20 protein-coding genes and 1 riboswitch are annotated in these 19,624 nt (G+C 73.9%); of the genes, 13 read left to right on the top strand and 7 right to left on the bottom strand.

Annotation, left to right across the window (positions count from 1 at the left end; translation table 11 throughout):
• Positions 1–521 precede the first annotated feature (521 nt).
• Positions 522–926 carry an antibiotic biosynthesis monooxygenase family protein gene (locus tag NUM_RS34430; protein WP_370467116.1) on the bottom strand — a complete coding sequence of 135 codons (405 nt, stop codon included), beginning with the start codon at positions 924–926 and terminating at the stop codon, positions 522–524.
• Between the two features lie 141 nt (positions 927–1,067).
• On the opposite strand from NUM_RS34430, the gene NUM_RS34425 reads away from it, so the two are divergent.
• From NUM_RS34425 to NUM_RS34405, 5 genes are all read left to right on the top strand, one after another.
• Positions 1,068–1,343 carry a DUF6703 family protein gene (locus NUM_RS34425; protein WP_207129121.1) on the top strand — a complete coding sequence of 92 codons (276 nt, stop codon included), beginning with the start codon at positions 1,068–1,070 and terminating at the stop codon, positions 1,341–1,343.
• An 88-nt stretch (positions 1,344–1,431) separates the two neighbouring features.
• Entirely contained in the window at positions 1,432–1,782 is a 351-nt protein-coding gene (locus NUM_RS34420; RefSeq protein WP_207129120.1) for an ArsR/SmtB family transcription factor, read from the top strand.
• A 14-nt stretch (positions 1,783–1,796) separates the two neighbouring features.
• Positions 1,797–2,180, top strand: coding sequence for a Fur family transcriptional regulator (locus tag NUM_RS34415; protein ID WP_203965945.1), 384 nt, complete (start codon positions 1,797–1,799; stop codon positions 2,178–2,180).
• Positions 2,155–2,982, top strand: coding sequence for a serine hydrolase (locus NUM_RS34410; protein WP_225919040.1), 828 nt, complete (start codon positions 2,155–2,157; stop codon positions 2,980–2,982). Before NUM_RS34415 ends, NUM_RS34410 begins: the two co-directional genes overlap by 26 nt.
• Before the next feature lie 124 nt (positions 2,983–3,106).
• A complete protein-coding gene (locus tag NUM_RS34405; protein ID WP_207129119.1) occupies positions 3,107–3,814 on the top strand; it encodes a VOC family protein in 708 nt (235 codons plus the stop codon).
• A gap of 70 nt (positions 3,815–3,884) precedes the next feature.
• Here NUM_RS34405 and NUM_RS34400 read toward each other — a convergent pair whose 3' ends face one another.
• Together NUM_RS34400 and NUM_RS34395 are read right to left on the bottom strand one after the other, a co-directional pair.
• On the bottom strand, positions 3,885–5,813 hold the full coding sequence (locus tag NUM_RS34400) for an acyl-CoA dehydrogenase family protein (RefSeq protein WP_207129118.1): 1,929 nt from the start codon (positions 5,811–5,813) through the stop codon (positions 3,885–3,887).
• A 101-nt stretch (positions 5,814–5,914) separates the two neighbouring features.
• Entirely contained in the window at positions 5,915–6,502 is a 588-nt protein-coding gene (locus NUM_RS34395) for a hypothetical protein (protein WP_207129117.1), read from the bottom strand.
• 243 nt (positions 6,503–6,745) lie between these two features.
• A riboswitch (TPP riboswitch) is annotated at positions 6,746–6,860 on the top strand.
• Between the two features lie 101 nt (positions 6,861–6,961).
• Here NUM_RS34395 and NUM_RS34390 point away from each other — a divergent pair.
• Genes NUM_RS34390 through NUM_RS34380 form a run of 3 tightly spaced genes read left to right on the top strand, consistent with a single transcriptional unit; the run spans position 6,962 to position 9,883 of the window.
• Entirely contained in the window at positions 6,962–7,555 is a 594-nt protein-coding gene (locus NUM_RS34390) for an ECF transporter S component (RefSeq protein WP_207129116.1), read from the top strand.
• Positions 7,556–7,559: 4 nt separating this feature from the next.
• The gene (locus NUM_RS34385; RefSeq protein WP_207129115.1) at positions 7,560–9,083 is read left to right on the top strand and encodes an ABC transporter ATP-binding protein; all 1,524 of its coding nucleotides are present in this window, start codon (positions 7,560–7,562) and stop codon (positions 9,081–9,083) included.
• A complete protein-coding gene (locus NUM_RS34380) occupies positions 9,083–9,883 on the top strand; it encodes an energy-coupling factor transporter transmembrane component T family protein (protein ID WP_207129114.1) in 801 nt (266 codons plus the stop codon). The genes NUM_RS34385 and NUM_RS34380 overlap by 1 nt, the downstream gene beginning before the upstream one ends.
• A 10-nt stretch (positions 9,884–9,893) precedes the next feature.
• Here the strand turns inward: NUM_RS34380 and NUM_RS34375 are convergent, their stop codons facing one another.
• Entirely contained in the window at positions 9,894–11,369 is a 1,476-nt protein-coding gene (locus NUM_RS34375) for a mannitol dehydrogenase family protein (protein ID WP_207129113.1), read from the bottom strand.
• A 120-nt stretch (positions 11,370–11,489) separates the two neighbouring features.
• On the bottom strand, positions 11,490–11,783 hold the full coding sequence (locus NUM_RS34370; RefSeq protein ID WP_225919041.1) for a metal-sensitive transcriptional regulator: 294 nt from the start codon (positions 11,781–11,783) through the stop codon (positions 11,490–11,492).
• Positions 11,784–12,036: 253 nt separating this feature from the next.
• Between NUM_RS34370 and NUM_RS34365 the strand changes: the two genes are divergently transcribed.
• Positions 12,037–12,378 carry a DUF3040 domain-containing protein gene (locus NUM_RS34365; protein WP_207129112.1) on the top strand — a complete coding sequence of 114 codons (342 nt, stop codon included), beginning with the start codon at positions 12,037–12,039 and terminating at the stop codon, positions 12,376–12,378.
• Positions 12,379–12,399: 21 nt separating this feature from the next.
• On the opposite strand, the gene NUM_RS34360 is transcribed toward NUM_RS34365, so the two are convergent.
• Positions 12,400–14,226, bottom strand: a complete 1,827-nt coding sequence (locus tag NUM_RS34360) for a transketolase (protein ID WP_207129111.1) — start codon at positions 14,224–14,226, stop codon at positions 12,400–12,402.
• A 205-nt stretch (positions 14,227–14,431) separates the two neighbouring features.
• Between NUM_RS34360 and NUM_RS34355 the strand changes: the two genes are divergently transcribed.
• The 3 genes from NUM_RS34355 to argG all read left to right on the top strand — a co-directional run bounded on the left by NUM_RS34355 (position 14,432) and on the right by argG (position 18,189).
• The gene (locus NUM_RS34355; RefSeq protein ID WP_207129110.1) at positions 14,432–16,063 is read left to right on the top strand and encodes a phosphodiester glycosidase family protein; all 1,632 of its coding nucleotides are present in this window, start codon (positions 14,432–14,434) and stop codon (positions 16,061–16,063) included.
• 61 nt (positions 16,064–16,124) lie between these two features.
• On the top strand, positions 16,125–16,535 hold the full coding sequence (locus tag NUM_RS34350) for a nitroreductase/quinone reductase family protein (protein WP_207129109.1): 411 nt from the start codon (positions 16,125–16,127) through the stop codon (positions 16,533–16,535).
• A gap of 202 nt (positions 16,536–16,737) precedes the next feature.
• Positions 16,738–18,189: an argininosuccinate synthase gene (argG, locus tag NUM_RS34345; protein ID WP_207129108.1), complete on the top strand. Its 1,452-nt coding sequence runs from the start codon at positions 16,738–16,740 to the stop codon at positions 18,187–18,189.
• Positions 18,190–18,265: 76 nt separating this feature from the next.
• Here argG and NUM_RS34340 read toward each other — a convergent pair whose 3' ends face one another.
• On the bottom strand, positions 18,266–18,748 hold the full coding sequence (locus tag NUM_RS34340) for a peroxiredoxin (protein WP_207129107.1): 483 nt from the start codon (positions 18,746–18,748) through the stop codon (positions 18,266–18,268).
• 64 nt (positions 18,749–18,812) lie between these two features.
• Between NUM_RS34340 and NUM_RS34335 the strand changes: the two genes are divergently transcribed.
• Positions 18,813–19,619 carry a class I SAM-dependent methyltransferase gene (locus NUM_RS34335; RefSeq protein ID WP_207129106.1) on the top strand — a complete coding sequence of 269 codons (807 nt, stop codon included), beginning with the start codon at positions 18,813–18,815 and terminating at the stop codon, positions 19,617–19,619.
• The last annotated feature ends 5 nt before the right edge of the window (positions 19,620–19,624 follow it).

The following is a 19,624-nucleotide window of genomic DNA, read 5'->3' as shown; positions in this document are numbered from 1 at the left end:
CCCGCCGGCGGCACACCGGCAGCACCGGACGGCGGCACACCGCGAGCACCGGACGGCGGTACTCCCGGAGCACCGGACGGTGCGGCCGCGGGCGGTGGCGGGCTGCCGGACGGCGGGACGGACGGTGGCGGGTTGCCGGGCAGGGGCGCGGCGGGCGACGACGGTGGGGTCCAGGCCGGGTGCCCGCCAGGTGGGCTGGGCGGCGTCCAGCCCGGCGGGGAACCGGCGGGCGGCGTGGCGGCGGGACGGGTCGGCTCGGGGGTGTCACCGGTGGGACCGGTCATCCGCACTCCCCCCACGCCCCGCTGACGATCATGTTCGGTCGGCTCCCCCGGTCTGCTGGTTTGCGGTGATCGTAACCAGCCGGGGCACCACCTGTCGGGCGTGACCGATGTGTGGTCGCCACACCACTCGCGGTCGACCGTTGCCGGCCGAGGCTGGTCCGTGTCCCGGCGTCCGACCGGCCGCGGGCGCCACGACACGCCCTGGCGAGGGGAGATTCGCGCCGGCGGGCCATGCCGTTACCGCCGCGGCGGGCGGTTGGCCTCGCCCGGCGTCCGATCGCTGTCCTCGGCGCGGATGCCGTCGGGGTCGGCGCTGCGCAACACCTCGTACCCGGTGGGCTCCTCGACCGCCTCGGCCAGCAGCGGGGTGGCCGCGATCTTCACCTGGTACGACCCGAGTGCCCGCCGGTACGCGCCGATGGACGCCCACCGGGTCACCAGGCACCAGCGGGTCGGGTCGTCGGCCGCGCGCCCCAGCTCGCCGTGCACGAAACCGGGGCAGCCGGCCAGTGCCGCGAGCGCCGGTTCGGCTCGGGCCAGGAAGTCGCGCTCGGCGTCCGGGTCCGGCCCGGTCACGTCCCGTTCGTCGAGCTGGCCGGCGCCCAGCACGAACCGGTTGACCACCAGCACGACGTCCCCCACGCATCGATCCGTACCTCGTTGCCGGCAACGCTACCGGTACCGCCCGGCGCCGGTGCGCGGCACCGGCCCGTCGCCGCGCTCGATCCGTTTCGTCCGTGCGCGGCCCCACCGACCGTCGCCACCGCGTTAGGGTCTGTGGCTATGTCGCAAGGTTCACCGGTGGTACGGCGGGCGCAGGTGCTGCTCGCCTGGCTGGCCGGGCTGCCGCGTACCGGAGTGTTCCTTTTCGCCCTGGCCGTGGTGTTGGTCGGGCTGTTCGCCCCGGGGCTGGTCGGCGCGATCGTGCTGCTGCTGATCGCGGCCGGGCTGGTCGCGGTGCTGCGGGTGACCTGGCCGCGGCTGCTGGCCGCCCGCCGGGCGATGCAACTGCTGCTCATCGCGGTGCTGGTGGTCATCGCGGTGGTCAAGCTGAGCTGAGCGGCCGTCGGCCCGCTCGGCCGCCGCCGGTGGAGCGATACGGTGGGGACATGACCGCTGTCGTCACGTGCTGCCCGTGGTGCGGCCGATGAGCATGCCCAACGCGTCCGAGAGCTATCAGGCGGCGGGTGAGCTGCTGCGGGCGCTGGCCGCGCCGCTGCGCATCGCGGTGGTCACCGAGCTCGCCGCCGGCCCGCGCTGCGTGCACGAGCTGGTCGACGCGATCGGCGCGCCGCAGCCGCTGGTCTCCCAGCACCTGCGGGTGCTCAAGGGCGCCGGCGTGGTGCGCGGCCAGCGCCGCGGTCGCGAGATCGCGTACTCGCTGGCCGACCAGCACGTCGCGCACATCGTCGCCGACGCGGTCAGCCACGCGCGCGAACCGGAGCCGATCGACCGGGACGCCACCGAGCCGGCCGTCGCCGCCGGGGAGGGTTCGTGACCCAGGGACGGCCGATGGGGCGGGCGACCCGGCAGCGGGCGGCGGTGATGCAGCTGCTGTCGGAGGTGGACGAGTTCCGCAGCGCGCAGGACCTGCACGCGATGCTGCGCGGGCAGGGCGACGCCGTCGGCCTGACCACGGTGTACCGCACCCTCCAGGCGCTCGCCGACGCCGGCGAGGTGGACACCATGCGCCCGCCCAACGGCGAGCACCTGTACCGGCGGTGCCGGCAGGAGGACCACCACCATCACCTGGTCTGCCGGCGGTGCGGCGCGACGGTGGAGGTGGCCGGCCCGGCGGTCGAGCAGTGGGCCGCGAAGGTCGCCGCCGAGCACGGGTACCGGCAGGTCTCGCACACGGTGGAGATCTTCGGTGACTGCCCGTCCTGCGCGGGCTGACCGGCTCGCCGCGATCCACGAGCGGTGCGCCGCGGCGGCCGGTGGCCGCTGGCACTCGTACCTGACGCTGTTCGGCGAGGCCGTGGTCGACGTGGATCCGGACGCCGTGGTGGTCGCGGCGAGCGTGCAGAAGGTGGCGATCGCGTGCGCGGTGCTCGCCGCCGTCGACCGCGGCGAGCTGGCCCTGACCGACACCGTCGAGCTGACCGCGGAGCTGGTCGCCGACGGCACCGGCACGCTGCACCTGCAGGCGGCCTTCGGTGACCGGCTGACCGCGGCGCACCTGCTGGTGGCGCTGGTGACCGGCTCCGACAACACCGCGGTACGGCTGATCGGCCGGCTGCTCCCCGGCCCACGCATCAACGACTTCCTTGCCGCGCAAGGGTTCCGGCACACCCGGGTGCAGCCGCTGCCGGCCGACGAGCGACGCTTCTTCCTCGGTACCACCACCGCCCGGGAGACGCACGAACTGCTGCGCCGGCTCGGGTCCGGCACGCTGCTGTCGCCGGCCGGTACCGGCACGGTGCTGCGGGCGATGCGGTGGGCGCAGCCCGGGTACTGCGACGGGGTGCGCCGGGACCTGCCGTCGGCGCAGCGCCGGCGGGTGGCGGTCAAGCACGGCGCGGACGAGGACTGCCGGCACGAGGTGGGCATCGTGTTCGACGCCGACGACGTGCCGGCGGCCACCTTCGTGTTCCTCGCCGACCGGCTGCCCGATCCGGACGACTACGGCGGCACCCACCCGGCGGTACGGGCACACGCCAGGCTCGGCCGCGCACTGCTCGACGCGGTGGACGGCTGAGCGGTCCTGGCAGAGCCACCGGTGAGTCCGGCCAATCCGGTTGCGGCGCGACCCGCGAGCTGCTTAGCGTGGCCTTTCTCACAGCCGGAGACCCGCTCCGGCCAGGATGGATCGGAGACCCGGAATGGCAACACTCGACGCACTGTGTTTCGACTCCCCCGACCCCGCCGGGCTGGCCCGCTTCTGGGCCGGCCTGCTCGGCTGGGATCGGGCGGACGACCCGGCCGGCGCCGCGCTGACACCCACCGACGACACCGGCTTCCGGATCCGATGTCTGGCCTCGGACGAGCCCAAACGCGACCAGAACCAGATCCATTTCGACCTGACCAGCAGCTCGGCCGAGCATCAGGAGCAGACCGTGGCCCGGGCGCTGGAGCTCGGCGGCCGGCACATCGACATCGGTCAGGGCCCGGACGCCGAGCACGCGGTCATGGCCGACCCGGACGGCAACGAGTTCTGCGTGCTGCCGGCCGGCAACAGGTTCCTCGCCGACTGCGGCTTCCTCGGCGCGCTGGCCTGCGACGGTTCCCAGGCCGTCGGGTACTTCTGGAGCAAGGCGCTCGGCTGGCCGCTGGTGTGGGACCAGGACGAGGAGACCGCCATCCGATCGCCGCACGGCGGCCCCAAGGTGACCTGGGGCGGCCCGCCCGTCGCGCCCAAGCTCGGCAAGAACCGGCTGCACTTCGACCTCGCGCCGGACGGTGATCCGCGGGCCGAGCTCGACCGGCTGCTGGCCCTCGGCGCGACCCGGCTCGACATCGGCCAGGGCGACGTCGACTGGACCGTCCTGGCCGACCCGGACGGCAACGAGTTCTGCCTGCGGCACCGCTGACCCGCCGCCGCCCGCGGTGTCGAGGGGCAAGCACGTGCCTCTCGACACCGCGGTCGACGCGGGTGGCGGGTCAGCGCGGGACGTGCCGGCGGAGGTTGGCGACGGTGGCCGGGCCCGGCTCGTGGTGAGCCACCCAGGGACCGTCGTCGCTCGGCGCCAGGATGCCCTCCTCCAGGAAGGCGTACCGGCCGTCGAGCACCCGCGCCGCGGCCCGCCGCTCCAGCTCGTCGTCGTTGCGCCACAACGCATCGAACAGCGCGTCGGCCCGCGCGGTGGCCTGCACGCAGAACAGGTCGGCGAGCTCCGCCGAGGCGGTCGCGTGCGGCGAGCCGGCCCGCTCGTCCCGGCTGGCGCGCACGCAGGCGGCGGTCATCGCGAACAGCTCGGCGCCGATGTCGACGATGCGGCCGAGGAACCGCTCCTTGCGTTCCAGCCCACCCTGCCAGCGGGCCATCGCGTAGAACGTGGAGCGGGCCAGGCGCCGGCTGGCCCGCTCCACGTACCGCAGGTGCCGGGCCAGCGGCCCGAACTCGGCGTACGAGGCGGGGTTCTGGCCCCGGCCGACCGCGAGGCCGGGCAGCCAGTGCGCGTAGAACGCACCCGCCTTCGCACCGGCCCGCGCCTTGCCGGGCACCGACACCGTCGGGTCGATCAGCTCACCGGCGACCGACAGGTGCTGGTCGACCGCCTCGCGGGCGATGAACAGCCGCATGATCTCGCTGGACCCCTCGAAGATCCGGTTGATCCGCATGTCCCGCAGCAGCTGCTCGGTACGGATCGGGCGCTCGCCGCGGGCGGCCAGCGAGTCGGCCGTCTCGTACCCGCGGCCGCCGCGGATCTGCATCGCCGCGTCGACGATGCGCCAGCCGAGCTCGGAGGCGTACAGCTTGGCGATCGCGGCCTCGATCCGGATGTCGTTGCGGTCGTCGTCGGCGAGCAGGTCGCACAGGTCGAGCACCGCCTCCATCCCGTACGTGCCGGCGGCCAGCTCGGCGAGCTGCCCGGCCACCGCCTCGTGCGCGCCGACCGGCTTGCCCCACTGCACCCGGGCCGCGGCGAACTCGCGGGCCACCGCCAGGCTGTACTTCGCGGCGCCGACGCACGGCGCGGGCAGCGCGAGCCGGCCGGTGTTCAGCGTGGTGAGAGCGATCTTGAGGCCCTGGCCCTCGGCGCCGATCCGGTCGGCGGCCGGCACGTACACCCGGTGGAACCGGGTGACGCTGTTCTCCAGGCCGCGCAGGCCCATGAACGAGTTGCGCCGCTCGACGGTGATGCCCTCGGCGTCGGCCGGGACGACGAACGCGGTGATCCCGGCGTCCGGCACCCGGGCCAGCACCACCAGCAGGTCGGCGAGCACCCCGTTGGTGGCCCACAGCTTCACCCCGTCGATGCGGTACCCGCCGTCGTCGGTACGGGTGGCGCTGGTGGCCAGCCGAGCCGGGTCGGAGCCGACGTCCGGCTCGGTGAGCAGGAACGCGCTGATCTCGCCGGCCGCGAGCCGCGGCAGGTACCTGCGCTTCTGCTCCTCGGTGCCGAACAGCTTGAGCGGCTGCGGTACGCCGATCGACTGGTGCGCGGACAGCAGCGCGGCGACCGCCGGCGACGCCGAGGAGACGACCATCAGCGCCCGGCCGTAGTAGTACTGCGAGAGGCCGACCCCGCCGTACGCCGGGTCGATCTTCATCCCGAACGCGCCCAGCTCGCGCAGGCCGCGCAGGGTGTCGTCGTCGATCCGGTCGTCGCGCTCGATCCGGCGCCCGTCGATGCGGGTCGCGGCGAACTCGCGGACCCGTGCCAGGTACGCCTCGCCGCGCTCGACGTCGGCCGGGTCCGGCTCGGGGTGCGGGTGGACCAGGTCCAGCCGCAGCCGGCCGAGAAACAGCTCCTTGCCGAAGCTGGGCTTGCGCCATTCGGTCTCGCGGGCCTGCTCGGCCGCCTGGCGGGCGGTCGCCTCGTCGACGTGTCCGCCCGGGTGCTCGTCGCGTACGGTCGCCGTCATCTCGGCCCCCTTGCTCCGGCTGCACTGTCGAGGCTACTCGTCGGTGTTACCCGCAGGTAGCCAAATCACACACAGCGTGCCGTCGCTGGCCGGACGGGCGATCAGTCGCTGGCCGGAAGGGCCGGAGACACCTCGCCCGGCAAGGTGAAGCCGCGGAACGTGCCGGAACCGCCGATTCCGGCCAGCCGGCCGGTGCCCGCCAGCAACCGGAAGTCGCCGGCGACCAGCGCGTCGTACCGTTGCGGCAGGTCACGCGCGGCCCGCTGGACGCCGGCGACCGGCACCAGCAGGCCGGTCGGACCGGTGAGCTCGGCCGGTGTCGACCGGTCCGGGCGCTGATCCCGGGCGACCCCACGGAACTGGTAGCGGATGGTGTCGGCGCCGAACGCCAGCTCCCAGATGCCGCGGAAGCCACCGGTCGCCTCGTCGCCGGCGAAGTCGACGACCTGGGCGGTGCCGAAGCCGTTGATCGGGCCGCGCGCCGTCACCCGGATCACCGGGCCGGCGAGATCGGGCGTGCGGGCGAAGGTGATGGTCTGGTTGGGCCGCCCGGTCTGACTGGGCCGCCCGGTCTGGCTGGGCGTGTGGTGCCGGATCCGCGGGGTGTTGCTGCTCGCCGCGGCCGGCGCGCTCACCGCGACGGTGAGACCGGCCGCCGCCATCAGGACGGCTCCCCAGCGCCTGATCATTCGTCCTCCCGATCCGGGGGGTGCGGATGCCAACGCGTTCGAGGCTGTCACGTCAACCCGGCGGCCACCGACCAACAGCCTGCGAACACCCTGTGAATCATCTCCCCCGACCCACCGGGGCCGATCGGGCCGCCCGTACCGCTGGCGTCTGTTAGGGCGGGCACACCGTCGACGCGGGCGATTGAGCTGCGCGCGGCTGGGCACTAGGGTCGAGGTCGACAACATGAGGGCCGGACGGTTCTCGCATATCGACAGGGGAGCGCACGACGCTGAGAGTGCGACACCGGTGCCGCCGGGTCGCAGACCCTCGAACCTGATCTGGGTAATGCCAGCGCAGGGAGTTCGGTTGGATCTCACGCAGTTCGGCGTGCCGTCGGCGTCTCGTCGCGGCACGTCGCCGTGTCCGGCATGGCCGGGTACGGGTGGCTCCTCCTGGTTCACGGACTGGGAGGTACAGCGATGGGTGACACGACACGCAGCCTGAGATGGCGCACGATCGACATCGTCGTGGCGGCGGTGCTCGGCGTCGCGATCGGCGTCGTCTTCTGGGCGTGGTCGCTGCTGTGGGGCGTGTTCGGGACGGCGTTCGACTTCTTCAAGCCGGCCGGCGGTCTCGGCGTCGGCATCTGGATGCTCGGCGCGGTGCTCGGCGGGCTGATCGTCCGCAAGCCGGGCGCGGCGCTGTTCGTCGAGGTGATCGCGGCGCTGGTGGAGGCGCTGATCGGCAACCAGTGGGGCCTCACCTCGGTACTGGAGGGGTTCGTCGAGGCGCTCGGCGCCGAACTGATCTTCGCGGTGTTCGCCTACCGGGTGTTCAAGCTGCCGGTGGCGATGCTGGCGGGTGCCGCGGCGGCGGTGTTCGCGACGGTCTGGGAGTGGTTCACCTACTACCCGAGCTGGGCGTGGGGCTGGAAGTTCGCCTACACCGGCTTCGGCGCGGTCAGCGGCGCGGTGCTCGCCGGGCTGCTCGGCTGGGCGCTGGTGCGGGCGATGGCCGGTACCGGGGTGCTCGACCGGTTCGGTGCCGGCCGCGAACGCGCCCGCACCGTGTGATGCCATGACCACCCTTGCGGTACGCGGCTTCTCTTGGCGGCACGCCGGCCGCTCGGCCTGGGCCGTCCGCGACGTCGACCTGCACGTCGAGCCGGGCGAGCGGGTGCTGCTGCTCGGCGCCTCCGGCGCCGGCAAGTCCACGCTGCTCGCCGGGATCGCCGGGCTGCTGCCCACCGACACCGGCGAGTCGGCCGGCGAGATCCTGCTCGACGGCCGGCCGCCCGGCGGTACGCACCGGCCCGGGATCCTGTTCCAGGACCCGGAGACGCAGCTGGTGATGGCGCGCAGCGGCGACGACGTCGCGTTCGGGCTGGAGTGCCGGGGCGTACCACCGGCGGCGATCTGGCCGCGGGTGGACGAGACGCTGCGTACCGTCGGGTTCGGCTACCCGCGCGACCGGGCCACCGATGCACTGTCCGGCGGGGAGAAGCAGCGCCTCGCCCTGGCCGGGGTGCTCGCGCCGGACCCGGAGCTGCTGCTGCTCGACGAGCCGACCGCGAACCTCGACCCGGCCGGCGCCGAGCTGGTGCGCGCCGCGATCGCCGGCGCGCTGGCCGACCGGCGGCGCAGCATGATCCTGGTCGAGCACCGGGTCGCCGAGGCGCTGCCGCTGGTCGACCGGGTGGTGGTGCTCGCGGCCGGCGGCGGCATCGCGGTCGACGGGCCGCCGGCGAAGGTGTTCGCCGAGCACGGCGAGACGCTGGCCGCGCAGGGGGTCTGGGTGCCCGGCTCGGGGCCCGCCGGGACGCACCCGTCCCGTACCGCGGGGCCGACGCTGCTGCGCGCCGAGCGGCTCGGCTACACGCACCGCGACCGCAGCACCCCGGCACTGTCCGATGTGGACCTTTCGGTACCGGCCGGGCAGGTGCTGGCGGTCCTGGGGCACAACGGATCCGGCAAGTCGACGCTGGCGCTGCTGCTCGGCGGGCTGCTCGCACCGGGTACCGGCCGGGTGGTCGCCGAACCGGCGCTGACCGACCGGTCGACGGCGAGCCGACCGATCGCGGGGACCGACCGGGCGGCGGCCTCGGCGCGGGGCGGTCGGTCCGCGGCCCGACCGCCGCACCGGTGGCGGGCCGCGGCACTCGCCGGCCGGATCGGGTCGGTGTTCCAGAACCCGGAACACCAGTTCGTCGCCGCCCGGGTACGTGACGAGCTCGCGCTCGGGCCGCGCCGGCTGCACCGCCCGGCCGCCGAGATCGCCGCCACCGTGGACGAGCTGCTCGACCGGCTGCGGTTGAGCCGGCTCGCCGACGCCAACCCGTACTCGCTGTCCGGGGGCGAGCAGCGCCGGCTGTCGGTGGCGACCGCACTGTCGGCCGCGCCGCGACTGCTGGTGCTGGACGAGCCGACGTTCGGCCAGGACCTGCGTACCTGGCGGGAGACGGTGGCGCTGCTGGGCGAGCTGGCCGACGACGGGCGCGGGCTCGCGGTCGTCACGCACGACACCGACCTGGTGGACGCGCTGGCCGACCGTACCGTCACGCTGGCCGGCGGCCGGCTGACCGCACCGGCGGAGGTGGCGTGATGCGCATCGCGCCGGCCGCGGCTCCACCGGACGCCCCCGTCTCCCGGCTCAACCCGCTGGCCAAGCTCGGTGCCGCGCTGGCCGTGTCGCTGGCCGTACTGGCCTCGATCGACCCGGTGACCCCGACGGTGGCGCTGGTCGGGGTGCTGGTGGCGTTGCCGTTCGGCGGGTTGCGCTACCGGCGACTGCTGCGCCGCGGCTGGCCGGTGCTGGTCGGCGCGGTGCTGGTCGGCTGCGCGAACATGCTGTTCGCCGCCGACCAGGGCGGGACGAGTTACCTGCACCTCGGTCCGCTGCAGCTGTCCTCGGTGAGCCTGGCCGGCGGCGGCGCGCTCGGGCTGCGGGTGCTCGCGATCGCGCTGCCCGGGGTGGTCGCGTTCGCCACCATCGACCCGACCGACCTGGCCGACTGCCTGGTGCAGCAGCTGCGGGTGCCGGCCCGGTTCGCGATCGGCGCGCTCGCCGCGTACCGGCTGCTGCCGCTGCTGGCCGACGAGTGGGAACTGCTCGGCCTGGCGCGGCGGGCCCGCGGCATCGACGCCGGGGCGAACCCGCTGGCCCGCTTCCGGCTGTTCGCCGCCACCCTGTTCGCGTTGCTGGTCGGCGCGGTACGGCGGGGCGGCCGGCTGGCCACCGCGATGGACGCGCGCGGCTTCGACGCCGGCACCCCGCGCACCTTCGCCCGCCGGCACCCGTTCACCGGCGCCGACCGGCTGGTACTGGCGCTCGGGGTGCTGCTCGCCGCCGTGGCGCTCGCGGTGAGCATCGGCACCGGTACCTTCGTCCCGCTGGTCGGCTGAGCGGCGGGGATCAGTCGGCGACGAGCTTCTCCAGGGTGGCGCGGGCGCCGACGGAGTGCAGCGAGTCGAGGCTCGCGCGGTACGACGCGGTGAACCGGGCGTCGTCGATCAGGTCGCCGAAGACGCTGCGGTCGGCGAGGAACGCGAGCGGCTCGGCCCGCTGGCGCTTCGCCGCGGCCATCAGCCGGTCGGCGAGCGGGTCGACGACGGTGATCGGTTCGCCCTGCTCGTCCACGCCCTCCGCGTACCGGGCCCAGCTCGCCACCACCGCGGCGGCGTGATCGATCGGGCCGCCGGCGGCGAGCTGCGCCCGCACGACCGGCAGCAGCCACTTCGGGATCCGGTCGGAGCTCTCCGCGCACAGCCGGGCGATCGTGTCGCGCACCTCGGGGTTCGCGAACCGCTCCAGCAGGCTCGACTGGTACGCGTCGAGGTCGACACCCGGCACCGGGGCGAGCGTCGGGGTGCCCTCGCGGTCCATGTACTGCCGGAGGAACCGGGCGAACAGCGGGTCGGCGGCCGCCTCGTGCACCAGCCGGTAGCCGGCCAGGTGGCCGAAGTAGGCGAGCGCCTGGTGGCTGGCGTTGAGCAGCCGCAGCTTCATCAGCTCGTACGGTTCGACGTCGTCGACGACCTGCACGCCGACCTTCTCGTACGGGGGGCGGCCGGCGCCGAAGTCGTCGGCGAGCACCCACTGGGTGAACGGTTCGCACACCACCGGCCAGCGGTCCTCGACGGAGAACCGGCGGGCGATCTCGGCCCGGTCGGCGTCGGTGGTGACCGGCGTGATCCGGTCCACCATCGAGTTCGGGAACCGGACGTTCGCCTCGATCCAGTCGGCCAGCTCCGGATCGCGCAGCCGGGCGAACGCGGTGAACACCCGCCGGGACAGCTCGCCGTTGCCCTGCAGGTTGTCGCACGACATCAGGGTGAACGGCGCGATGCCGCGCGCCCGCCGCCGCGCCAGCGCCTCGACGATCAGCCCGAAGCTGGTCTTCGGCGCCACCCCGGGCGCCAGATCGTGCTGCACGTCGGGGTTGTCGGCGGCGAACTCACCGGTGACGTGGTGCAGGTTGTACCCGCCCTCGGTCACGGTCAGCGACACGATCCGGGTGCTGGGCGCGGCCATCCGCTCGATGACCGCCTCCGGGTCGTCCGGGGCGAACAGGTAGTCCACGATCGACCCGATCACCCGCGGCTCGTACCGGCCGTCCGGGTGCTTGACCACCAGCGTGTACAGGTGGTCCTGGGCGGCCAGCGCGTCGGCCATCGCCCGGTCCGCCGGCAGCACCCCGACACCGCAGATGCCCCAGTCCAGCGCCTCGCCGGCGGCCATCAGCCGGTCCAGGTACATCGCCTGGTGCGCGCGGTGGAAGCCGCCGACACCCAGGTGCACGATGCCCACCGTCACCCGGCTGCGGTCGTACCCCGGCACGACCACCTCGTCGGGCAGCTGCCGGACCGTCTTCGCGTTCAGGGCAACCACGCCATACCTCCGATCTCACACCGACAGCAGAACGGTACGGCAGCGAGGCCGGTGCGCCGAGTGCGGACGCCGATCGGGCAGCCTGCGGGGCGATCCGGGCATCGGTACGGCCGGATTCGGTCAGCCGCGGCGCAGCAGCCGGCCGACCGCGGACATCATCTCCTCGGTCATCTCGTCCGCGCGGCCCTCCTCGGCCCCCTCCTGCATGCAGTGGTGGGCGTGCCCGTCGAGCAGGCCGAGGCCCACCTTGTCCAGGGCGGCCTGGATCGCCGCGATCTGGGTGAGGATGTCGATGCAGTACCGGTCCTCGTCCACCATCCGCTCGATGCCGCGGATCTGGCCCTCGATGCGGCGCAGCCGGGTCAGCAGCTGCGGTTTGGTCGCCGTGTAGCCGCGCGTGGTCATGCGGCACATCATAGGGTGTGGTCTCCGGCGGGCCGGCCGGCCGACGCGCCGACCCTCCACTATGGACATCCACTCGATCCGATTCCCGGCCCGGCGCAGCTCACACGTCGGCCCGGTCACAGTACGGCGTCGGGCGGTCGCCGCACTGGCACACTGGGGCTCGGCGGTACCGGGTCGGTGCCGGTCCCGGCCGGTTCGCACCGGCCCGCGGCATCCGGCCCGAGGAGCGCCCACAGTCACGCTACGTCCACGAGGCAGGGCCATGTCGTTGACCGAGTACGAGCGGCGGCAACTGGAGATCATCGGGCGGGCCGTCGAGCAGGACGATCCGGCGCTCGCCGACCGGCTCGGCCGGCTCGCACCGGTCAGCCAGCAGGCCCGCCGGCTCTACCGCACCGCGGTCGGCACCCTGTTGGTCTGCGCGATCCTGCTGGTCGGCATGGCCGCCGCGGTGGACCGGACGTTCTGCCTGGTGGCGGCCCTGGTCGCGGGCACGGCCGCGCTGACCGTCGGCGCCGGCTGGCGCTGGCACCTGCGCCGCCGCACGCCGCGCGCCGCGCCGCCCCGGTTCCGCGCCACCCCACCGGCCGTCGGCCGGCGCTGATCCGGGCCGGCGCCGCCGACGTCAGGACCGGCGGACCGCGGCGACGATGGCGTCCGCGTCGATGCCGGCCGCGTGCATCAGTTCGGCCGGCGTACCGGACCCCGGCATCCCTTGTACCGCAAGGCGACGCACCGTCGCCTTGCGCCCGGCGTCGGCGAGCGTGGCCAGTACCGCGGCGCCGAGACCGCCCTCCGACCAGTGGTCCTCGACGGTGACCAGCAGCTCGCACTCGTCCGCCGCGGCGAGCACGGCGTCGCGGTCCAGCGGCTTGATCGAGTAGCAGTCCAGCACCCGGGCCCGGATGCCCTCGGCGGCCAGCCGCTGCGCCGCGGCGATCGCCTCGGGCAGGGTGATCCCGCAGGCCAGTACGGCCACGTCGGTGGCGTCCGGGCCGAGCGCGATCCGGCTGCCACCGATGTGCACCGGTTCGTCCGCCGGGGTGCGTACCTCGGTCGCCCCCCGCAGCGTGCGCAGGTACGAGATGCCGCGCCGGTCGGCCATCTCCGCCACCAGCTGCACGGTCTGGTTGGCGTCGCTGGGGTGCAGCACGCAGGAGCCGTGCACCGCCCGGAGCGCCGCGAAGTCCTCCAGCGCCATCTGGGACGGGCCGTCCTGGCCGATGGACACGCCCGCGTGCGAGCCGACCAGCCGCAGGTCGGCGCGGGAGATCGCGGCCATCCGGACGAAGTCGTACGCGCGGGACAGGAACGCCGCGAACGTCGACGCGTACGGCACCCAGCCCCGTACCTGGATGCCCACCGCGGCGGCGACCAGCTGCTGCTCGGCGATGAACATCTCGAAGTACCGGTCCGGATGGGCGGCGCGGAAGTCCTCGGCGTGGGTCGAGTTGGACACCTCGCCGTCGAGCGCGACGATGTCGCCGCGGGCCGAGCCGAGCGCCGCGAGCGCCTTGCCGTACGCGGCCCGGGTGGCGACCTGCTCCCCCAGCTCGTAGCGCGGTGGCGCGGCGCCGGGCGCGGCGAAGGTGTGCGGCGTCGCCTTCTCCGGATGCGGTACCGACACGTGCAGGTCGCGCTCGCCACCGAGCTCGGCGATCGCCGCGTCCGGGTCGTCCAGCGGCTTGCCGTGCTTGCCCGGCTGGTCGGCGACCGCCGCCACCCCCTTGCCCTTCACCGTACGGGCGAGGATCACGGTCGGCCGGTCGGTGGTGGCCTGTGCCTCGTCGTACGCGCGGTCGATCGCGTCCACGTCGTGCCCGTCCACCTCGATCGGGTGCCAGCCGAACGCGAGCGCCCGGTCCCGGTAGACGTCCAGGTCCCAGCCGAACATCGTCTCCCGGGTCTGGCCGAGCCGGTTCACGTCGACGATCGCGGTCAGGTTCGCGAGCTTCGCCCAGCCCGCGTAGTTGAACGCCTCCCAGATCGACCCCTCGGCGAGCTCGGAGTCGCCGCACAGCACCCAGGTCCGGTACCCGGTGCGGTCCAGCCGCGCGCCGGCGAGCGCCAGGCCCACGCCGATCGGCAGCCCCTGGCCGAGCGAACCGGTCGCCACGTCGGTCGGCGGGATCAGCGGCGTCGGGTGGCCCTCCAGCCGGGAGCCGAACTTGCGGAAGGTGAGCAGCTCGGCGTCGTCGATCGCGCCGACCGCCTTGAGCACCGCGTAGTAGAGCGGGGACGCGTGGCCCTTGGATAAGATCAGGTGATCGTTGTCCGGATTGCTGGGATCGGAGTAGTCGAGCCGCAGGTGACCGTCGACGAGGACGGCGAGCAGGTCGGCGGCCGACATCGACGAGGTCGGGTGGCCGGAACCGGCCGCCGCCGACGCCCGTACCGAGTCGACCCGCAGCTGCTGACCGAGCTCGCGGCGAAACCGGCTGTCGTGGGGCATGGTGGCGCCTCCGCAGTACGAGGGTGGGTTCTCTGGCTGCGGCTACCCGATGCCGGCCGGCCGAAACCGGCACGGGCGCCACCGAACCGGTACCGGCATCGCGGGCGAACGGGCGACGACCGGTGCCGGAACCGGCGGTGGCGGGCGACCGGCGACATCGCCGACGGCATTGCCGACACGATGCGCAGGTGGTAGGACCCGTGCCATGTCACCCTTCTTCCGTCGACGCCGGCGCGTACTGATCGGCGCCGTCGCGCTCGCCGCGAGCCTGTCCGCCGTCGCCGCACCGGCCGCGGCGCATCCCGACACCCACCGGCCGGGGCTGCCGCTCGGCGCCGCCGACCTGCCCGAGTCCCGGCAGACCCAGCAGCTGCAGCCGGGCGTCACGCTGACCACCATCACCCGCGGCGTACCCGACACCACCGACTTCTGGACGATCGAGGTGTCGGCGCCGGACGCCGGCAACCCGGACCCGGACGCCCCGAAGACCGCCATCACCACCTCCCACGCCGCCGCCCAGCAGACCTGGCAGACGCTGCACGACGCCGGCATCGACGCCCGGCTGGAGACGGTGGACACGCCGCCCACCGCGGACACCGGCGGGTTCCTCGGGTACCGGGTCCGGGTCGGCTCTGCGGCCAGCTCCGCCGCGCTGGCCGCAGAGCTCAAGGCGGTGAAGGCGACCGGCCTGGGCGGCAGCGCCGTCTACACCGGCTGGGACGGCGACGCCGGCGCGGCCCCCTCCCGCGGCACCTGGCACCTGCAGGTACTGACGATCGACCCGCGGCGGTTCCACGGCCGGCTGCTCGACTCGTACGGGCCGGACTTCGTCGGGCGCGAGACGACCAGCGCGCTGGCCGCCGCGTCCGGCGCGTTCGCCGGCGTCAATGCCGGCTTCTTCGTCCTGGACCCGAAGGCCGGCGCGCCCGGCGACCCGGCCGGCATCGGCGTCTACGACGGCCGGGTGGAGAGCGAGGCGACGAACGGCCGGCCCGCGCTGGTGGTGCACGACGACGCGGCGAACACCGGGATCGAGCGGCTGTGGTGGCGCGGCGACGTCCGGCACGGCGACGCCACCCTGACCCTGGACGGGCTGAACCGGGTGCCCGGGCTGATCCGCAACTGCGGCGGCACGCCCGACGACTCGTACACCGACGCGCCGCAGCAGGACGTCACCTGCACCGACCCGGACGAGGTGATCGCGTTCGACGCCGCGTACGGTGCGCAGCTGCCCACCGGCGACGGCGCCCAGGTGGTCCTGGACGCCCGGGACCGGGTGGTCTCGGTGGCCGACGAGCGCGGCGGTGCGGTGCCGGCGGTCGGCCGGGTGCTGCAGGCCACCGGTACCGACGCGGCGGCGCTGGTCGCGCTGGCCCCGGTGGGTGCGCACCTGGCGATCGGCTCGCGGCTGGTCGACGCGCGCGGCCACACGGTACGGCCGTCCCGGCACACCTCGATCGTCAACGGCGGCCCGCTGCTGGTACGGGACGGGCGGCTGGACGTGACCGTGGCGCAGGACGGGATGGTGGAGCCGGCCGGGCCGAGCTTCTACTACGGCTGGGTGCACAAGCGCAATCCGCGCACCGTGGCCGGCGTCGACGCACGCGGCCGGCTGGTGCTGATCACCGCCGACGGCCGCAGTACCGACAGCCTCGGGCTGAGCATCCCGGAGACCGCGGCGGTGGCGAAGTCGCTGGGGCTGCGGCAGGCGATGAACCTGGACGGCGGCGGCTCCACCACGATGGTGGTGAACGGATCGGTGCTCAACTCGCCGTCCGACGCCGCCGGTGAACGCCCGGTCGGCGACGCCCTCCTGCTGCTCCCGGACCGGCACTGACCCGACCGCCCCGGCGTCGCGCGGCGCCGGGGCGGTCGGACCGGCGGGCGATACTGGATCGATGGCTGACTGGAACCAACAGATCATCGACGAGTTTCGCCACAACGACGGCACCGTGCAGACCATGGGGTTCGGACGCGGTCTCGTGCTCCTGCATCATCGCGGTGCCCGCACCGGCACCGAGCGGATCAACCCGGTCGCGGCGGTCCGGGAGTCGCCGGACGCCTGGCTGATCGCCGCGTCGGCGGGCGGCTCCGACCACAACCCGGACTGGTACCACAACCTGCTCGCGCATCCCGACGTGTCGATCGAGACCCCGGACGACGGGGTCGTGCAGGTCACGGCGCAGGACCTGCCGCGGCCGGAGCGCGACGCCGCCTGGGCCCGGTTCAAGGAGATGTCGGACGGTTTCGCCGGCTACGAGCGGAAGACCTCGCGGATCATTCCGGTGCTGCGGCTGACCCGACGCTGAGGCGTCGGATCCGCAATGCGCGCGGCGGCGGCCGAACGCCGGCCGCCGCCGGCGCCTGCGGCCGGGTCGCCTGCGCTTCGAGCGGTTCCTTCCGCACTGATCGGATTTGCCACCATACTGCGGCGGCGGATTCGAGGAGTGGGCGGCGACACCCGGCCGGTCGATTGCATGGACATGCAGTCATGTGCATATACTCTTACTCGTGTCCAAGGTGCTGACATCTCTCCCAGTCGGTGAACGGGTCGGGATCGCCTTCTCCGGCGGTCTCGACACGTCGGTCGCGGTCGCGTGGATGCGCGAGAAGGGTGCCGTGCCGTGCACCTACACCGCCGACCTCGGCCAGTACGACGAGCCCGACATCGCGTCGGTGCCCGGCCGTGCCCACGCGTACGGGGCGGAGGTGGCCCGGCTGGTCGACTGCCGGGCGGCGCTCGTCGAGGAGGGGCTCGCCGCGCTCGCCTGCGGCGCGTTCCACATCCGCTCCGGCGGCCGGACGTACTTCAACACCACGCCGCTGGGGCGCGCGGTGACCGGCACCCTGCTGGTGCGCGCGATGCTCGCGGACAACGTGCAGATCTGGGGCGACGGCTCCACCTTCAAGGGCAACGACATCGAGCGCTTCTACCGGTACGGGCTGCTCACCAACCCGGCGCTGCGCATCTACAAGCCGTGGCTGGACGCCGACTTCGTCGGCGAGCTCGGCGGCCGCACCGAGATGTCGGAGTGGCTCGCCGCCCGTGCCCTGCCGTACCGGGCGAGCACCGAGAAGGCGTACTCGACCGACGCGAACATCTGGGGCGCCACGCACGAGGCGAAGGCGCTGGAACACCTGGACGCCGGCATCGAGCTCGTCGACCCGATCATGGGCGTCCGGTTCTGGGACCCCGCGGTCGAGGTGGCCACCGAGGACGTCACGATCGGGTTCGAGCAGGGCCGGCCGATCACCATCAACGGCACCAAGTTCGCCACCGCCGTCGACCTGGTCCTGGAAGCGAACGCGATCGGCGGCCGGCACGGCATGGGCATGTCCGACCAGATCGAGAACCGGATCATCGAGGCGAAGAGCCGCGGCATCTACGAGGCGCCGGGCATGGCGCTGCTGCACGCCGCGTACGAGCGGCTGGTCAACGCGATCCACAACGAGGACACCGTCGCGAGCTACCACAACGAGGGCCGGCGCCTCGGCCGGCTGATGTACGAGGGCCGCTGGCTCGACCCGCAGTCGCTGATGCTGCGCGAGTCGCTGCAGCGCTGGGTGGCCACCGCGGTGACCGGCGAGGTGACGTTGCGGCTGCGCCGCGGCGAGGACTACTCGATCATCGACACCACCGGCCCGGCGTTCAGCTACCACCCGGACAAGCTGTCGATGGAGCGCACCGAGGACTCCGCGTTCGGCCCGCTGGACCGGATCGGCCAGCTGACCATGCGCAACCTCGACATCGCCGACTCCCGGGCCAAGCTGGAGCAGTACGCGGGGATCGGGATGGTCGGCGCGGCCTCCCAACCGGCGTTGATCGGGGCCGAGCAGGCCGCGTCCACCGGGCTGATCGGTGCGATGCCGGCCGGCGGCGCGCAGGCGATCGCCTCCCGCGGCACCGTCTCCGCCGACGACGCCCTCCTCGACCAGGCCGCCATGGAGTCCGGCACCGACTGACCGGCCGCCGCTGCGGGTGCCGGCTGCTCGTCGTTCCCCGACCCGGCCGGGTCGGGGAACGACCGTGTCGGTGCGGTCAGCGGGCGGCGACGGCGGCGAGCAGTTCGTCGCGCGACGGGAAGCTCAGGCCGACCAGCGCGACGTGCCGCCACCGGACGACACCGTCCGGGTCCACCAGGAACACCGACCGGCGCAGCCCCAGACCGGGCACCGCGATCCCGTACGCGCTCGCGACCGCGCCGTCGGTGTCGGACAGCAACGGCAGCCCGATCCCGCGCTTGCGCGCGAAGCTCTCGTGACTGTCCAGACCCTGCCGGCTGATCGCCCACACGTCCACGCCGACCGCATCGAAGCTCTCCAGCCCCTCGGAGTACGAGCACAGCTGGCGGGTGCACACCGGCGTGTCGTCGCCGGGGTAGAACGCGAGCAGCAGCGGTCGGGCGGCGTGCCCGGACAGCCGGTACGTGTCCCGGCGGCTCGCCGCCGCCGGGGCCGGCAGCACGATGCCGGGGAGCGCGAAGTCTGGTGCGGCGGTACCGACGGCGGGGGGTCTGGGCATCGAGAGGTCCTTCCGGTGCGACGAAACCTGGTCGGATGGTGCCACGTGCGCTTGCAGCATCATGGTGACCGGCCAGAATGACATCGAGGAGGTGACCGGGGTGCTGAAGAAGGTCGACTACGACCGGCGGCAACACCTGACCTACTCGCTCGGCCGGGCGGTCAGCGACGAGACGACGGCGACCTGGCTGCGGGCGTTCCAGCGACACTCCCGCACCGAACGACCGCTCACCGTGCTGGACCTAGGCTCGGGTACCGGCCGGTTCACCCCGGCGCTCGCCGCCACGTTCGGCGGCCCGGTGTACGGCGTGGAGCCGTCCGACCGGATGCGGCAGGTGGCGGAGCGGGACGCTGCCCCGGCCGGCGTGTCGTACCGGCCCGGGTCCGCGGAGGCCGTCCCGCTGCCGGCCGCCAGCTGCGACCTGGTGCTGTTGTTCCTGTCGTACCACCACGTCGAGGACCGGCCCGCGGCCGCGCGGGAGATCGCCCGGGTGCTGGCGCCGGGCGGCCGGGTGCTGCTGCGCAGCAGCTTCGCCGACCGGCTGCCGGACAAGCCGTGGCACCACTACTTCCCGCGGGCGCGCGAGGTCGAGCAGGCGATGTTCCCGTCGCTGCGCGAGACCATCGACGACTTCGCCGCGGCAGGGCTCGCGCCGGTCGCGTTCGAGCAGGTACCGGAGTGTCACGACGCCAGCTTCCGCGGCTACGTGGAGCGGTTGCGGCACCGGGCGAGTTCCACCTTCGAGCACCTGACCGAGCCCGAGATCGCGGCCGGCTTCGCCGCCATCGAGGCCGCGGCCGAGCGGGAGCTCACCCCGCGCCCGGTGGTCAGCGACAGCGACCTGCTCGTTCTCGGCCGCCCGACGGAGTGAGCGCC

The organism is Actinocatenispora comari (assembly GCF_017312725.1).
Taxonomy (GTDB): domain Bacteria; phylum Actinomycetota; class Actinomycetes; order Mycobacteriales; family Micromonosporaceae; genus Actinocatenispora; species Actinocatenispora comari.
The sequence above is the reverse complement of the archived record's forward strand: the minus strand, read 5'-3'. Positions and strand labels throughout refer to the sequence as shown.

Excerpts from the sequence above, each read along its gene's own strand:
- NUM_RS34405 (WP_207129119.1), top strand. The coding sequence starts at position 3,107 with ATGGCAACACTCGACGCACTGTGTTTCGACTCCCCCGACCCCGCCGGG.
- NUM_RS34355 (WP_207129110.1), top strand. The coding sequence starts at position 14,432 with ATGTCACCCTTCTTCCGTCGACGCCGGCGCGTACTGATCGGCGCCGTC.
- NUM_RS34350 (WP_207129109.1), top strand. The coding sequence starts at position 16,125 with ATGGCTGACTGGAACCAACAGATCATCGACGAGTTTCGCCACAACGAC.
- NUM_RS34380 (WP_207129114.1), top strand. The coding sequence starts at position 9,083 with ATGCGCATCGCGCCGGCCGCGGCTCCACCGGACGCCCCCGTCTCCCGG.
- NUM_RS34425 (WP_207129121.1), top strand. The coding sequence starts at position 1,068 with ATGTCGCAAGGTTCACCGGTGGTACGGCGGGCGCAGGTGCTGCTCGCC.
- NUM_RS34340 (WP_207129107.1), bottom strand. The coding sequence starts at position 18,748 with ATGCCCAGACCCCCCGCCGTCGGTACCGCCGCACCAGACTTCGCGCTC.
- NUM_RS34385 (WP_207129115.1), top strand. The coding sequence starts at position 7,560 with ATGACCACCCTTGCGGTACGCGGCTTCTCTTGGCGGCACGCCGGCCGC.
- NUM_RS34420 (WP_207129120.1), top strand. The coding sequence starts at position 1,432 with ATGAGCATGCCCAACGCGTCCGAGAGCTATCAGGCGGCGGGTGAGCTG.
- NUM_RS34395 (WP_207129117.1), bottom strand. The coding sequence starts at position 6,502 with ATGATCAGGCGCTGGGGAGCCGTCCTGATGGCGGCGGCCGGTCTCACC.
- NUM_RS34400 (WP_207129118.1), bottom strand. The coding sequence starts at position 5,813 with ATGACGGCGACCGTACGCGACGAGCACCCGGGCGGACACGTCGACGAG.
- NUM_RS34360 (WP_207129111.1), bottom strand. The coding sequence starts at position 14,226 with ATGCCCCACGACAGCCGGTTTCGCCGCGAGCTCGGTCAGCAGCTGCGG.
- NUM_RS34370 (WP_225919041.1), bottom strand. The coding sequence starts at position 11,783 with ATGTGCCGCATGACCACGCGCGGCTACACGGCGACCAAACCGCAGCTG.
- NUM_RS34415 (WP_203965945.1), top strand. The coding sequence starts at position 1,797 with ATGGGGCGGGCGACCCGGCAGCGGGCGGCGGTGATGCAGCTGCTGTCG.
- NUM_RS34390 (WP_207129116.1), top strand. The coding sequence starts at position 6,962 with ATGGGTGACACGACACGCAGCCTGAGATGGCGCACGATCGACATCGTC.
- NUM_RS34365 (WP_207129112.1), top strand. The coding sequence starts at position 12,037 with ATGTCGTTGACCGAGTACGAGCGGCGGCAACTGGAGATCATCGGGCGG.